The organism is Vreelandella venusta (genome assembly GCF_015689495.1).
Taxonomy (GTDB): domain Bacteria; phylum Pseudomonadota; class Gammaproteobacteria; order Pseudomonadales; family Halomonadaceae; genus Vreelandella; species Vreelandella venusta.
The window spans coordinates 3,167,490-3,181,534 of sequence record NZ_CP065135.1 but is presented as its reverse complement, the minus strand read 5'-3'; the positions used below and the strand labels follow the sequence as shown (position 1 = coordinate 3,181,534).

Below are 14,045 nucleotides of genomic sequence, written 5' to 3'. Positions count from 1 at the left end.
TACACCCAATGAGTACCCCGAGTCACCACTTTTCAGATGCTGAGAAGCGCGGGTTATACCGTGCCATTTATGAACGGCGCGATGTCCGTTCACAGTTTTTACCCGATCCGATTGCTCCCGAGATTCTGGCCAAGCTTTTAAAGGCAGCCCACCACGCTCCCTCGGTAGGCTTTATGCAGCCCTGGGATTTCATTGTGATCGAAAGCCGCGAGGTGAGAGCGGCGATAGTGGCGATGTTCGAGCGAGAAAACCAAAAAGCCGCTGAGCGGTTTGAGGGTGAACGCAAGCAGCGCTACCAGGGTTTGAAACTACAAGGCATTTTAGAAAGCCCGATTAACCTCTGCATTACTTGTGATCGCAGCCGGGGAGGCCCCCATGTGCTAGGGCGCAATAGCATTGTGGATACCGACCTATTTAGCACGTGCTTAGCCGTGCAAAACCTCTGGCTGGCAGCGCGGGCAGAGGGCATTGGCGTTGGCTGGGTGAGTATTCTCGATCAAGATCAACTGAGCACGGCGTTGAAGTTGCCTGAACATGTTTATCCATTAGCTTATCTTTGCCTTGGCTACGTCAGCGAGTTTTTAGATCAGCCCGAGCTGGAAGCAAAAGGGTGGCGCTCTCGGCTTTCATTAACTGAATTGGTGCACTGTGATGGCTGGGGCGGTTCGTTGGCAGAAAGCCCACTTCTAACTGCTTTAGAGTAATCGAGGCTCAGGGAAAGGAGCGAAACACTCATGTTGAATCGGAAGGCCCGTTCACCTCGGCACGGAAAAGGCACTGTGGGGCGCTCACTGGTAATAACGCTGACATTTTTTGCGCTGCTGGCCGCCGCGGTCATGATTGAAAAGTTGCCTATATGGTTACTATGCGCTTATCTAGCGGTCAGCGTGGTGATGTGTTTTACCTATGCGTTAGATAAATCCGCTGCGCAAAAAAACGCGCAGCGGATTTCCGAAAATACCTTACATGTGCTGTCACTATTAGGCGGCTGGCCTGGGGCTATTGTTGCGCAGCAATGGCTTCGCCACAAAACACAAAAGCGCGCTTTCAGACGTGTGTTCTGGGTAACGGTGCTGATCAATCTAACAGCGCTAGTTAGCTGGGCATGGGTATAGTTTGTGAATGACTTATTCTGTTAACGTTTATCACCTACGCTGATAGCAGACTGCTTTTTACGCACCGATGAAGGCAACGCAATGAGCCATGCACTAACCGGGCATAACCGCCCACAGCAAGTGATCGAGGCAATTCAACAGGTGAATGCGCCGCTTAATGCAGCGCACCGCCAAGCGAAGTACGCCAAAATGGCCGTGTCTCCTTACCGATTCTTTCGTGGAACTAATCACTTGTATTGGCAAGACGTTTGGCACGACTGGCGCTTTGCGTTATTTGGTGGATGGCCTAATACCCAAACGTGGCTGCAGGGCGATGCACACGTTTATAACTTTGGCGCTTATGGTCACCATGATGACCAAGTGCGCTACGGTATGGATGACTTCGATGACGCGTTGATCGGTGACTATCAATACGATGTATGGCGGCTGGCGATCAGTGTGGTACTGGATAGCCGTGAAAACGCCGCGTTAAGTTCTAAAGCGACGGCTAAAGCGCTGAAAAAGCTGTTAGAGGGGTATATCCATACGCTAGCTGTTTATAGCCAAGAAACGTATGAAAAAGATACGCTGGCTAAAGAGCAGCCCATTGAGGCGGTGACTCTGGATAGCGCCAAGGGCCCGCTGAAGGCCTTCATGGGCAACGTCGCTGATAAGCAGAGTCGGGCGCGTATGCTGGAAAAATGGACAACCCTCGATAGTCAGAAAGGGCGCATGTTCGCTGAGCGCTCTGGGAAGCTTGCGAACTTACCAGCTGATGTCGCTAGCCAGCTGCGTCGTTTGATTGAGCAAGAGTATCAACAGACGTTACAGCACCCGATCAAAGAGAGTGACCCAAAACACTTTCGTGTCAAAGACACCGTTCGCCGTCTTGATGCCGGAACGGGGTCGTTAGGTTTAGAGCGATATTACGTTTTGATTGAGGGTGGTGCGGACCATGAGCACGACGACGTTATATTAGATGTTAAAGAGCAGGTAACGCCAGAAGCTTATGGCTTAATGAATAAAGCCCAGCAACAGGCGTGGCGAAAGCTATTTCCTAATGAAGGCATTCGCCATGCGGCGGCATTTCATGCCATTGCAGAACACCCCGATGCCTATTTGGGTTGGCTGACCATGAATGGAAAAGTTTTTTCGGTTCGGGAGCGCTCTCCGTTTAAAAAAGATGTGCCTACTCACAAGCTTTCAGGGGGTAAGTCTTATCGGAAATTGGCGCGCCAATGGGGTGAAATTCTCGCGCGTGAGCATTTGCGCGGTGCTCAGGCGCTTCACCGTGGTCATTCAGCACCATTTGCCAACGCGGTATGCCAACGTTTAGAAGGTCGCGAAGCGCAGTTTATTGAGGTAGTGACGACCCTGGCAATTGCCTATGCCGACTGCGTATCTCAAGACTATAAGGTGTTCGTGGAGCACTTTTTGAAGGCAGATTCTGCTTAACAAGCTGGGCCATTAACGTTCATAGTGTTTGCTGCTTACCGAATAAAAAGCCTTTATCCTCAAGAGAGTCCTCCCAAACAACGCAGCGGTTTCGCCCGCTGTGTTTTGCTTGATAGAGTGCCTCGTCGGCAAGTCGTAGCAATGTCTTGGGGTCTTGGGTGTGATCAGGGTAAGTGGCCACCCCGCAGGAAAGCGTGATCTGCCGAAGCGGTATACCCTGATGAGCAAATACCGTGTGCGAGATGGACGTCAGCAGTGCTTTTGCTCTGGATTCGGCAACAGTTCGCGATGTGGCAGGCAGCAAGGCAACAAACTCCTCGCCACCAAAACGACAGATGACGTCGAGATCGCGTAGATGCTGTCGCAGCAACTGTGCAATTTCCACCAGAACGGCGTCTCCTGCATCATGACCAAAATCGTCGTTGATCTGTTTGAAATAGTCCACATCCAGCATAAGTACAGAGAGTTGGCTGGTAGGCTGCCCTGCTCGCTGACATTGGTGTTCAAATGCTGAGTCGAAGTGACGACGATTATGCAGGCCCGTCAATGGATCTTTGCGGGATAGGCTATCTAACTCCTGAACGAGTCGGTCAAGGTCAGCGGTGCGGGACGCTACCTGTTGCTCAAGAGTTTCATTGGCAAGGGCGAGTTGTTGTTGAGTATGGCGATAGTGCCACAGGAAAATAGCAGCGTTTGCGACTGCGAATGCTAATGTGCCATAGCTTAATGGCACACTGCGCCAGGCTATAAAACCATGGGCAACGGCCATGTCGGCTAACAGCAGTGGGGCGAAGAAAGTAAAACTCACCACTAGTAGCCGCTGTTCCACCTTTAGCCATTGAAAGCGCATAAGTGCTAGCAACAACATGACAGGGAGCGAGATGGCTAGCATGACATCAAAGATAGGAAACGTTAGCGAAAGGCTGATTACGTCCAACAGAACCAAGCCCATGGCGAAAACGAGGCATAGCAGATGGGTAATCCATAGCCGCGTGATCCAGCGTTTTGCCGTGCCTTTCAGCCAGTCGCTGAGCAATAAGCCTAATGCCACTGGCAGTGTGTAGTAGCTGCCTGCTCGCAACATGTCCCAACCCAGAGCGCAACCGGAAATTAGCTGGCGAGCAGGGGTTTCAGCAAGCAACATCAACCCTGACGAATAGGCAAATAGAGCAATGGCACCAAAGCCTTGGCGTTGCGGCCCGATCAACGCGAAAATAGTTGCCAGAATTGCTAGTACCAACACCAGTGCACTCACGCCAAGATCTTGTGCAGAGTCGTGAATAACCTGATTGAGTACATCACTGCGTTCCATGACTTGCACTTGGCCCCATAGACCAATGCTGGTGTAGTCAGAGTAGAAGCGAAAAGTGAGTTGTTGCCCGGCAGCATTGTCGGGTAAATCGATCATATGCCAGGGCCAACCAGCAAAACTCCCCTTACCCTGAGCGTCAAACTCGCCGTATTGATAAATAAGTTTGTCACCTAGATAAACCTGTCCGATAAGGTTCATGCTAGTGATAAAGAGAACAGGGTCATTCCAGTCTCCGGCGGGCAGCGTCGTGCGTAACCAGAGATGTTCGTGCCCCTCGCGGCCAGGCGGGTTAAATGGAGAAGCAGTCGCCTGCCACTCGCTTGCGTTGCTGTGTAGCCATAGAAAGCGGTTATTTGAATCCTGCGGAGAATCGCCCCAACGATACTCCCAACTTGGCAGGGGTTGTGGTGGGTAAGCTGCGCAAAGCCCACTTGGAAGCATCACAAGCGTGGTCAGCATTAGGAGCAGCTGAGGGTAATGACGTATGGCAAGCCAACGAGGCAGCATGATGAACGTCTAATCTCCTGATTATGATCCTTCTTCTAGTAAGAACATCAGCCAAAGCCTGCAATTGACTGAAGCGCACATGAGGTAAGCAACAAAGATTCTTCCCAGTTTAACTAAAAATATGCCGAAGGCGATGGTAGTTTCGTCAACGTTACTAAATGTTGCTAGAGAGTGACAGAGGGGGGCTGAGCCTTTGTTGGCCCAGCCTTGCTAGGTTTTGCGTCGCTGATAGAAATAGCTGATAGAAGTTATTGGTAGAAATAGTAGCTAGCGCAGTATGAGTAAAAACATACTTTTTAAGTGGATGCGGCGCCGCCGACGATGCCGCTGCGTAAGCTGCTCTCGCTACGGCTGCGATTTTTGAGATGGTTGGCGACAGTATCTTCAGGTGAGCCTGCCATTTCACGGAACATGCCCATTGACCCCAATAGAGCAGAAGACTCGTAAGGCACGAATACCCGCTCACCCTCTTTCGCCATGTGGGGCAGCCCTTTGATATAGCTTTGGCCTAGTAGATAGCCCACTACGGTGCGCTTATTCTCTTCGCTATCGCCGATGGCGCTAAGCACGAGTTTGATGGATTCTTGCTCACCCTGAGCGCGTAAAATCGCCGACTCTTTATCACCCTGAGCGTTAAGAATGGCCGACTCACGCTGTCCTTGAGCCATTGCAATGGCTGCAGACTTTTCACCTTCTGCTTCTGTCACTGTCGCGCGGCGTTTGCGTTCCGCGGCCATCTGCAGGCGCATCGCAGACTCTACCTCTTCTGGCATGGCGATATCCTGCACCTCTACTCGGGAGATTTTGACACCCCATTTTGAAGCGGGCTCTTCCATTGCTGCCTGGATTTCATTGTTAACTTCGGCACGCGACTCAAACAGTTTATCTAGCTCCATCTTACCGACCACCGAGCGAAGCGTGGTTTTGGCCAGCACCTCGACAGCTTGGCTCATATTCTCTACTTCATAGACAGCTCGTTTAGGATCGATAATTTGATAATAAAGCGCGCCATTGATTCTCACCGTGACGTTATCCGTAGTGACGACCGGCTGGCCAGGAAAGTCCATGACTGTTTCACGACGGTCAATGCGGACTTCATCGCTGGTAATCGCGGTGTAATCCTCGCCCATTTTGCGGTAGCGCAGCATTGTGATCGCGCGTGGCTGCTCAATAAACGGAATGATGATATTGATGCCGCTTTCAAGTACGCGATGAAAGGAGCCCAGTCGTTCAATCACCATCACTTCTGACTGGCGAACAATAACCAATCCTTTCGAGATAATGAGCACGCCAATAACGACAATAATCAAGCTGATGAGCAGGCCAGGACTAATTGATAAATCCATGAGGTTATTCATGTTTATGGCTCCTTGCGTGGGGAAGATGCATCCTAGTGGTTGGTATTTTCTGGAGGTGTCAGCGTCACTACGGCCGTGGTACCTTCAAAGTGCTTAAAGATAACTCGGGTGCCAGGCGGTAAGTCGGTATCACCGCTCTCAATAACACGCAAACGGTAGAAATCACCGTTCACTTTAATGCCGGTTACGTTGTCAAAGTCGCGAACCAGTGTTTTGTAATGGTTACCTTTTTCGACACCTGTGCCGGTTGTGCCGTAGGCAACGCCTCTTGGTGAAAAGCGCGGACGAATAACCATAATGCCTAAAGGCACTAAGACACCCGCGAAAATTCCCATACTAAGTAACTGCCACGGCAGTGATAATCCCAGTGCTGTGACCGCCGCGGTGAGCGCCGCAGCAACTCCCAGTGCAAGCAGTAACATTGCGCCAGACGTCAATTCTGCGAGACTCAGCAGCAGAGCAATCACCAGCCAAGTATAAGCAGGGTTCCAGTCCATGTGTGCTCCTTGCAGTCTATGGATGAAGCTGTTCACTAGCGTAACCTACTCGGCGTATATTGGCCTGTGTACTGCGTAACAGCCACTGTTTAGTGGCCTCATCCTCTTGTTGATGACCTGAATACGCAGTGGAGTGCTATCCTACTTGCCTTACTGAGCATGTCTCTAAGGAGAGTCGTGTGTCGGGTGTGATTTATTGGTTAGATATGGCGGGTGTCATCGTATTCGCCTTGTCAGGGGTGATTTTAGCCTGTCGTTCGCGAATGGATCCCTTCGGTATGCTGGTATTGGCGGCGGTGACCGGTATTGGCGGCGGCACACTCAGAGAGCTGGTGTTGGGCGTTCGCCCGGTATTCTGGGTAACTGATCCGACCTATTTGTGGGTGATATTAGCCACAGTCGGCGTGTCTTTGGTGGGGTTTCACTATATTCATCGCCTTTCTCGGGGCTTTTTGCCTGTCGCTGATGCGTTTGGGCTGGCGCTATTTACTGTCATTGGCACCCATGAAGCACTGTTGCTGGGCACATCAGGCGTTGTGGCGGTGTTAATGGGCATGATGACCGGCGTGGCGGGGGGCATGATCCGTGATGTGTTAGCCCAGCGGGTGCCGATGGTGCTCCGTGAGGAGATCTACGCCACGGCAGCCTTGGCGGGGGGGATTGTGTATGTGGCGCTCGATGCATTACAGGCGCCGCTCACCGTTGCGATTGCCGCTGCATTAACGGCGACACTCGGGTTGCGCCTAGCGGCTATTCACTGGCACCTGGCGCTACCGGTATTTGCCTGGGTTACGCTGCCACCGAAAACGCAAGATGAGGCCTCGGCACCGCTATCGACCCCTCAGAAAGCCAAAGAGCGGGTGCGCATGATCCGGCGAGAGCGTAAAAAACGTTAGCTGAGCAGACTTCCTATGGCGATGTCGCGAAAGGAAGGCGTATTCGCCTCTGTTTGTTTCTTTTTTCTTGTCTTTCAAAACGCATTTGCTTCTCGCCAGCGATCAAACCAGCGTCTTGGTTGCAGTACCTTTAATGAGGGTTCGCTGTCGATCAGTTCTACACCTATCCCTAGTGCACCAAGGTGTGCATAGAGCGCACCATTGGCGCTTTTTTCAGCCAAAGTGACATCGGAAAGCAGCAAAAGGGGGCCGCCGCTAAGCGTGAGATCATGTAGGCGTATGCGTTCGCCATTGATCTGCAGCTGCGCGCTACCGTTAATTTCATGCACGTTTAATAACCGTCCCAGCCAATCACTTTGTCTGGCGCGGGCAAGAAAGAGTCGCGCCAATAGCCCTGTATCGCGCATGCCAAGGCGCAGTTGGCTGGTTAAACTGATTGGATCTCCCCACTCAAGCTGTGCTTCTTCCATTGTGAGCTGGACCCACCAGCCAGCATCCTGTGTGCCTTCCGAGCTTTGCCGGAAGACGTTTTCAAGACGCAGAAACGAGTCATTTGCGTTGAAGTGGCGTGTTTCTAAATCACCTTCGGTGAGCTGCAGATGTAACTCAACATCGCCCTTAAGCTGTTGATCAAGTAGTGCTAGTTCTGCACCAAATGCGCGTAGTGTCATGTTTCCCTGGGCGGTAAGTCCATCCAATAACCATTCGCTGGTTAGGCTGGCTTGGCCGCCCAATAAGGTAACCCCGGCATTTTCAGGCAGGTAACGGTTATAGCGGGTGAAGTCTGGCACTTCCGTAATAGGCAGTGCGATGCGAGTAGTGAAGAAATCGGGCTCTGGTGACTCTAGCACGTCACTAAAACGTTCAGTTTCGGTCGTGAGGGCAAAGTGGCGGCCTTCCAAATGGGGACGGTCATCACCCTGGCGCATAAGTTCAAAGTGTGGAATGCCTAACGAAAGCTGGGCCTGCTCAGATGTGTCGAGTTGGGCGGTGAGCTCGCCGCGCCCAGTGGCAAGGTAATCTAAAAAGGCCACCTCAAGCTGATCGGCATTCACACGTAGGCGGGTGGGGGCAAGTAATCGGTCATTACCAAAAGCCCCCTGAGCGAACAGTTGGCCATTGCCCGCAACTGCCAAGCCATGGGCGTCGGGTAAAAAAATATTTAAGAATCCGAGTCGCTGAACGCTACCTTCGAGTGAAAACTCGCCACTGAGCGGCTTATTCTCATTAGCATTACTGTCGCTGCGCTGAAAGCGACCGTCATTGAGCACTAAAATACTCTCTAATCGCTCGCTGGTAGACTGTGTATCCGCCACTTGCCAGCTTAGACGTGAGCCGCTGATATCAAGCCTTGTGCCATCAAGAGCGGCTTGGCGAATGGCTAACCTAAGCTGTGCGTCGCTTTCCAGTACGCCGTTCTGTTCGGTGTGTTGCCAGCGGGTGGCTAATCGCTCTCCTGCTAACAATATCTCGCCGTTTACCCTTTGGGTGGTGAAATCGAGCTGCCCACGGCTAGTCGCTTGGCCGCTAAGCAATTGCAATGGGGCAGGGTCGGGCAGGGCGGCTTTAAGATAGGCTTGTAACACACTAATGTCGGGTAACCGAGCGGACTGCCAAGTTAGCCGGGCAGTAGCGTTTTCTCGCGCTAGCTCTGGGTTCAGTGGGCTTAGTGCAGTTAACGTGATGGCCGCGTCCGCCATCAACGTTCGCTGATGGTGGCTAAGGGTGGCGTCGGTGAAGGTGAGTGTCGCATCTATCGTCTCTTCGCTCGACAGTTGTGCGGCTAATGAACCACTTCCTTGAGCCGTGAAATTAACTAAATTTGCCGCAAGTGTTGGTGCTTGAATCGTTAAGAAGGCGTCATGTGGCTTGGCGTCACTTAGCGTCACGCTGGCTTCAATTTGGCCGTTACCCTCAAGCCGAACCCCTTGGCCGTCAAAGGTGTGTGCCAGGTAGCTATCAAGCATGTCCAGGCGAGTGACGTCGCCCTGTAGCGCCAGCGAGGCGCCAGTGGGCAGGTCTAACTGGTCGAGGCGCTGATTGGGCATGCTGGTTGATAGGTGAAGCTGCGTATTGGTGGCATAAGGGTGAATATCCGCCAAGACGACATCGACGAGCTGCGTTGAAAAGTTGAGCTTGTTGTCTTCTACCGCCAAGCGCACAGCGCCTTCACCAACGGCGGTGTGGAGCGGAAGTGGTGTTTCTGCAACCAACCAACGCAGGTCGTCTGTTTCGCGGGGTTGCAGGCGCTGCTCGTTTACCGCTAAGCGCAATTCAGGTGCATTTAAGGTTAGCTCGCTGCCATGCTGTAGTTCGCCATTGTATAGGTTCAATTCACCCGTTAAGTTGCCGTGGCCATCAAGTGTTAGCCAGGGAAGCGCTTCTAGGTAGGGCATAAACACGTCCCAGGCATCTGCCTGCGCCGCGATGCTCAGTTGTGCAGACAGGGCGCTGAGCAGCTCAGTGGTGAGCTCTTCGCGGGGAATTTGCGCGGTATTCACACTGTCTAGGGAGGCGTCTGCGCGTAACTGGATATTTTGTACTAACGAGGCTTGGTCGCTAAGGCGTATCAGGTGGCCTTGGCTGACATCCAACGACACGTTAGGAACGGCTAATGCAGCGCGACTTAGCTGGGTATCAGCCACTTGCAGCTGGCCTTGTGCCTCGAGAGCAATATCGCCTATGGTTAAGCGGCGAAGCCCGTTGGCATTAAGTGCCTGTATGTGTAGTTCACCGCGCAGAAGAGCTAGTAGCGACAGCGAAAGCGTTGCACGTTGGGCTTCAACGGAAATCGGTAAGCTGTCGTCTTCCCGTGCCAAGTAAAGGTTCTCTACTTCCCAGCGCCCTGGATGCAGACTGTTTGCATTCGTCCAGCGCACTTCGACTCCCTCGATCTGAGACAGCCGTTTGGGTAGCCATTGACTATTTAGCAGCCAACTACTGCCAAATACCCATACTAATGTCGCGATTAATGCGCTTAATAGCGTGATTATCAGGATACGGGGGAGACGTTTTGACCTAAGGTTCTCTTTCGGCATACGGGCTTCCTTGCAGATGACTCCTGTCGGCGCGTGTTTTATGGCATTATGCGCGTCGTGGGGCCGTAATGGGTTTTCGATTTCAACGCTAGGCAGGCAGCAAAGCCATGTTCAAGGATTTTTACGCGCAGCGCGGAGAGTATGTTGTGATCTCTGCTGAGCAGGCCAGCCGTTTCGCCAAGGGCGTGGCCGGCGACTACAACCCGATTCATAATCCAGATGCGCGCCGTTTTTGCGTACCTGGAGACCTGCTCTTTACACTGGTGCTGGTGAAGTTTGGGTTGTCGCGACAAATGGAATTTCGCTTCACCAATATGGTGGGAGCTGACACTCCTCTCAAGTTTAGTGAAGAAGCGAATGGTGATCTACTTGTCTGCGATGAAGGTGGCAAGTGCTATCTACAGGTGACGCGTAGCGGAGAAGTTACTCACGATGAAGCGGCGGTTGAGGCGTTTGCCCGCTGCTATGTGGCGTTTTCAGGTAAGAATTTTCCTCACTATTTGAAGCCTTTAATGGAGCAGCATGGGGTAATGTTTAACCCTAAGCGACCCTTGGTTATATACGACAGCATGGGGTTTTCCTTAGAGCGTCTAGACGGTTTCTCGCCGAACTTAGCCCTAACGAGCTCCTCGCTAGAGGTTCAAGGTAAACGTGCTGATGCCTTGCTTGAGTTCTCGATTGAGTCTGCTGGAGAAGCAGTTGGGGTAGGCTCGAAAAAATTAGTGGTCAGCGGCTTATGTGAGTACAACGCAACTGAGATGGCAGCGATTGTTGATGAATTCTACCGCTTAAAGGCGGCTTACGAGGCGGCGTAGGTAGTGTCGTTGCGTTAGCGTAATGGCGGGTGCCATTAACGCTAACGCTAAGGTATTCTCAAAGCCTATCAATTAAAAAAATGCGCGAAGCGCGCTCGACGCTTCCGCTGGATACAAGAGGCTTTGCATGAATCGCATCAAAACGCTTACGCTTGCCTGCGCAGCAGTTACGCTCGCCGTTTCAGCCATGAGTGCTCAGGCGCGGGACTTTCGTCTCGGTCTTATCACGCCAGCACAGCATCTATGGTCTACCGAGGCAGAAGCCTTTGCCCAAACACTTAACGAACGCTCTGGTGGCGAGCATAGCGTTAGTGTCTTTCCAGCTCAGCAGCTAGGCAATGAAGCGCAAATGGTTCAGCAGCTTCAAACCGGCGCGTTAGATATGGCTTTCTTGACGATTGCCGAAATTTCCAACCGTATTCCAGATTTTGGCGCACTATACGCGCCTTACTTGGTTGATGACGTTAATCACGCGGCACGGCTTTTACGTTCTGATGCGGCAGGGGAGCTGCTCGAGTTAATGCCACAAGAAGTCGGCTTAATTGGCGTTGGCTATGGCATGGTAGGCATGCGCCAAGTGCTCAGCCGTGATCCTATTGAAAGCGCTGACGATCTGCAGGGGCAGCGTTTACGTATTACCCCTTTCGAGCCAATTCGGGATTTCTATACGGCCACGGGTGCTGCCCCTGCGCCCATGCCACTCTTAGAAGTGTATGACGCGCTGGCTAACGGTCAGGTCGATGCCATTGATATGGATTTCGACTCTATTTTAATTTTGAAATTCTATGAGCAAGCGGAAAACCTGCTGATTTCTAACCATATGATGTTCCCTATGGTGGGCGTCGTGTCTGGGCGAGTATGGCGCGATCTTTCTGAAGAAGATCGTGAGCTGATTGATACTGCGATGGCTGAGCATCTAGAGAACGTGCTGGTGGGTTTTGAAGAGAAGGATGCCGCTCAGGAAGAGGAGATCCGCGCCTTGGATATCAATATCGTTGAAGCGGATGCTGAGTTTTTCTCTGACGCCATTGCACAGTGGGAAAACATCTGGGCGCCTAAGGCACCTATGTTAGAAACGTTACGCGCCGAGGCTGACCGGTTACGTGAAGAGTAACATGCTGCAACGTTTTTCATTAGGGCTTGCACGCTGTGAAGAGATTGCCGCCGCTGCCTTAGCGGCGGCGGTTACCTGTCTGATTCTCACCAATATTGCGTTTCGCGCCCTAGGCAGCCCGCTTTACTGGATTAGCGAGCTGGCGATTTATGCCATGATCTGGATGACCTTTTTGATAGCCGCCACGGTGTTTAAACGCCGCCAGGGGATAGCGGTCACGTTGCTGAGCGATCTGTTACCGCAATCCGGCCGGAAATTGATAGGCATCTGGGTAGATACCATGGTGCTGCTATTTGCCCTGCTGTTAGCGTGGCTTTGCTGGCGCTGGTATCAGCCACTTGCACTGGTGCAAGCAGGGTTTGATACCCGTGCTTTTCAAGGGCAAACATTCAATTTTATTTACGCTGAAAACACCTCCACGCTTGGCATTAAAAAATTCTGGGCGTGGTTAATTGTGCCGTGGTTTGCATTGTCCCTTAGCCTGCATAGCTGGGCGAATCTTATCCAGTCACTCAAACAGTGGCGAACGCCGACCCCAGAATCCACCGCCAAAGCGCTACGCTAATTCTGCTTACCCTGTTGACGGTACGTTTATGACGATTGCTGTTTTTTTGCTGCTGTTGCTCGGTGCTGTGCCCATTGCGCTAGTACTGGCATTGACTGCCATGTGGTACATCCAGATGTCAGGCAATACGGTGTTGTTTGATTCGTATCCACAGCAGCTGTTTAGCGCCATTGAAAGCTATGGATTGCTGGCGATTCCGTTATTTATGTTGGCGGGCGAATTAATGAATGAAGGCGGTTTAACCCGCCGCTTGATCGCCCTAGCGCGTATTTTAGTAGGAGGATTTCGCGGTGGTCTCGCCTATATCAATTTAGTCGCCAACATGATGATGGCGGCGATTATTGGTTCGGCAGCCTCGCAAATTGCCATTATGTCTCGGGCAATGGTGCCAGCAATGGAGCAGGATGGTTATGACACATCCTACAGCGCAGCGATTACCGCTGCGGGTGGGCTACTGTCGCCGATTATTCCGCCTTCCATGCTGTTTGTGTTGTTTGGCGTCATGGCCCAAGTGCCGATTGCGGAAATGTTTATTGCTGGTTTGCTGCCGGGGCTGCTCTTGGGAACCAGCTTTTTTATCGTGATTGCCTTGGTAGGCTTGGTCCAGCAATACCCTAAAGGTCAGTGGCCTACTCGCCGTCAGGCGCTTCATGACCTGCTTTGGGGGCTGCCTGCTCTACTCATTCCAGTGATTATTATCGGCGGCATTCTATGGGGGGTTGCCACGCCAACGGAATCGGCCGCGCTGGCTTCACTGGCGGCGCTATTGATGGGACGTTTTGTCTACGGTGATCTGCATTTCAGCCAGTTGTCCCAAGTGCTGACGCGTACTGCGATTAACGCCGGCTTAGTGATAATGCTGATTGCCGCTGCTGGTGTGTTTGGCTGGGTGGTGATTTATGAGCAGCTTCCGCAAATGGCCGCCGCATGGATTGCCGCGTTGACCAGCGACCCTTTCGTATTCTTGCTACTGGTGATTGGCGCACTGCTGTTAGTGGGAATGGTGATTGATGGCATTGCGGCGCTAATTTTAGTGGTACCGATTTTAATGCCCATTGCCCAAAGCCAATTCGCGATTAGCCCCTACCAGTTTGGTGTAGTGGTGTGTTTAACCCTGGTAATGGGCCTGTTAACGCCCCCGGTAGGGGCAGGACTGTTTATCGCTTCCTCAATGACGGGGGCGTCGCCGCTTAAAATATTTCGCTCGCTGCTGCCGTTTTTGCTAGCAACGTTAGTGACCCTTATGCTTCTTGCCTGGTTGCCGTGGTTAACCAACGGGCTTATCCAGCGTTAATCGCTATCACATTCATTTCAACCTCTAGCTGAACTGATGCTCTCCACGGTGTTGATGATGCCGTTTAATGGTGGAGTATCAGTTCCAGACTGCCTGCTTG

12 protein-coding genes are annotated in these 14,045 nt (G+C 52.1%); 8 read left to right on the top strand and 4 right to left on the bottom strand.

The window, feature by feature from the left end; translation table 11 throughout:
* Nucleotides 1–8 precede the first annotated feature (8 nt).
* From bluB to IR195_RS14940, 3 genes are all read left to right on the top strand, one after another.
* A complete protein-coding gene (gene bluB, locus IR195_RS14950) occupies nucleotides 9–704 on the top strand; it encodes a 5,6-dimethylbenzimidazole synthase (protein WP_206047968.1) in 696 nt (231 codons plus the stop codon).
* A gap of 30 nt (nucleotides 705–734) precedes the next feature.
* Nucleotides 735–1,115: a DUF1294 domain-containing protein gene (locus IR195_RS14945; RefSeq protein ID WP_125750504.1), complete on the top strand. Its 381-nt coding sequence runs from the start codon at nucleotides 735–737 to the stop codon at nucleotides 1,113–1,115.
* Between the two features lie 81 nt (nucleotides 1,116–1,196).
* Nucleotides 1,197–2,549 carry a DUF2252 domain-containing protein gene (locus tag IR195_RS14940; RefSeq protein WP_146942018.1) on the top strand — a complete coding sequence of 451 codons (1,353 nt, stop codon included), beginning with the start codon at nucleotides 1,197–1,199 and terminating at the stop codon, nucleotides 2,547–2,549.
* A gap of 19 nt (nucleotides 2,550–2,568) precedes the next feature.
* On the opposite strand, the gene IR195_RS14935 is transcribed toward IR195_RS14940, so the two are convergent.
* The 3 genes from IR195_RS14935 to IR195_RS14925 all read right to left on the bottom strand — a co-directional run bounded on the left by IR195_RS14935 (nucleotide 2,569) and on the right by IR195_RS14925 (nucleotide 6,223).
* A complete protein-coding gene (locus tag IR195_RS14935) occupies nucleotides 2,569–4,320 on the bottom strand; it encodes a GGDEF domain-containing protein (protein ID WP_241006736.1) in 1,752 nt (583 codons plus the stop codon).
* A 344-nt stretch (nucleotides 4,321–4,664) separates the two neighbouring features.
* Entirely contained in the window at nucleotides 4,665–5,714 is a 1,050-nt protein-coding gene (locus IR195_RS14930; RefSeq protein ID WP_125753722.1) for an SPFH domain-containing protein, read from the bottom strand.
* 44 nt (nucleotides 5,715–5,758) lie between these two features.
* Complete coding sequence (locus IR195_RS14925; protein WP_146942023.1) at nucleotides 5,759–6,223, bottom strand: NfeD family protein; 465 nt, start codon at nucleotides 6,221–6,223, stop codon at nucleotides 5,759–5,761.
* Nucleotides 6,224–6,402: 179 nt separating this feature from the next.
* Between IR195_RS14925 and IR195_RS14920 the strand changes: the two genes are divergently transcribed.
* Nucleotides 6,403–7,119 carry a trimeric intracellular cation channel family protein gene (locus tag IR195_RS14920; RefSeq protein WP_089039499.1) on the top strand — a complete coding sequence of 239 codons (717 nt, stop codon included), beginning with the start codon at nucleotides 6,403–6,405 and terminating at the stop codon, nucleotides 7,117–7,119.
* 74 nt (nucleotides 7,120–7,193) lie between these two features.
* On the opposite strand, the gene IR195_RS14915 is transcribed toward IR195_RS14920, so the two are convergent.
* Nucleotides 7,194–10,157, bottom strand: coding sequence for a hypothetical protein (locus tag IR195_RS14915; protein ID WP_206047966.1), 2,964 nt, complete (start codon nucleotides 10,155–10,157; stop codon nucleotides 7,194–7,196).
* A gap of 107 nt (nucleotides 10,158–10,264) precedes the next feature.
* Here IR195_RS14915 and IR195_RS14910 point away from each other — a divergent pair, with 107 nt between their 5' ends.
* From IR195_RS14910 to IR195_RS14895, 4 genes are all read left to right on the top strand, one after another.
* Entirely contained in the window at nucleotides 10,265–10,972 is a 708-nt protein-coding gene (locus tag IR195_RS14910; RefSeq protein ID WP_206047965.1) for a DUF3581 family protein, read from the top strand.
* Nucleotides 10,973–11,099: 127 nt separating this feature from the next.
* The gene (locus IR195_RS14905) at nucleotides 11,100–12,086 is read left to right on the top strand and encodes a TRAP transporter substrate-binding protein (protein ID WP_206047964.1); all 987 of its coding nucleotides are present in this window, start codon (nucleotides 11,100–11,102) and stop codon (nucleotides 12,084–12,086) included.
* Between the two features lies 1 nt (nucleotide 12,087).
* On the top strand, nucleotides 12,088–12,651 hold the full coding sequence (locus IR195_RS14900) for a TRAP transporter small permease (protein WP_125750482.1): 564 nt from the start codon (nucleotides 12,088–12,090) through the stop codon (nucleotides 12,649–12,651).
* Nucleotides 12,652–12,679: 28 nt separating this feature from the next.
* Nucleotides 12,680–13,945, top strand: coding sequence for a TRAP transporter large permease (locus tag IR195_RS14895; RefSeq protein ID WP_206047963.1), 1,266 nt, complete (start codon nucleotides 12,680–12,682; stop codon nucleotides 13,943–13,945).
* Nucleotides 13,946–14,045: the final 100 nt, after the last annotated feature.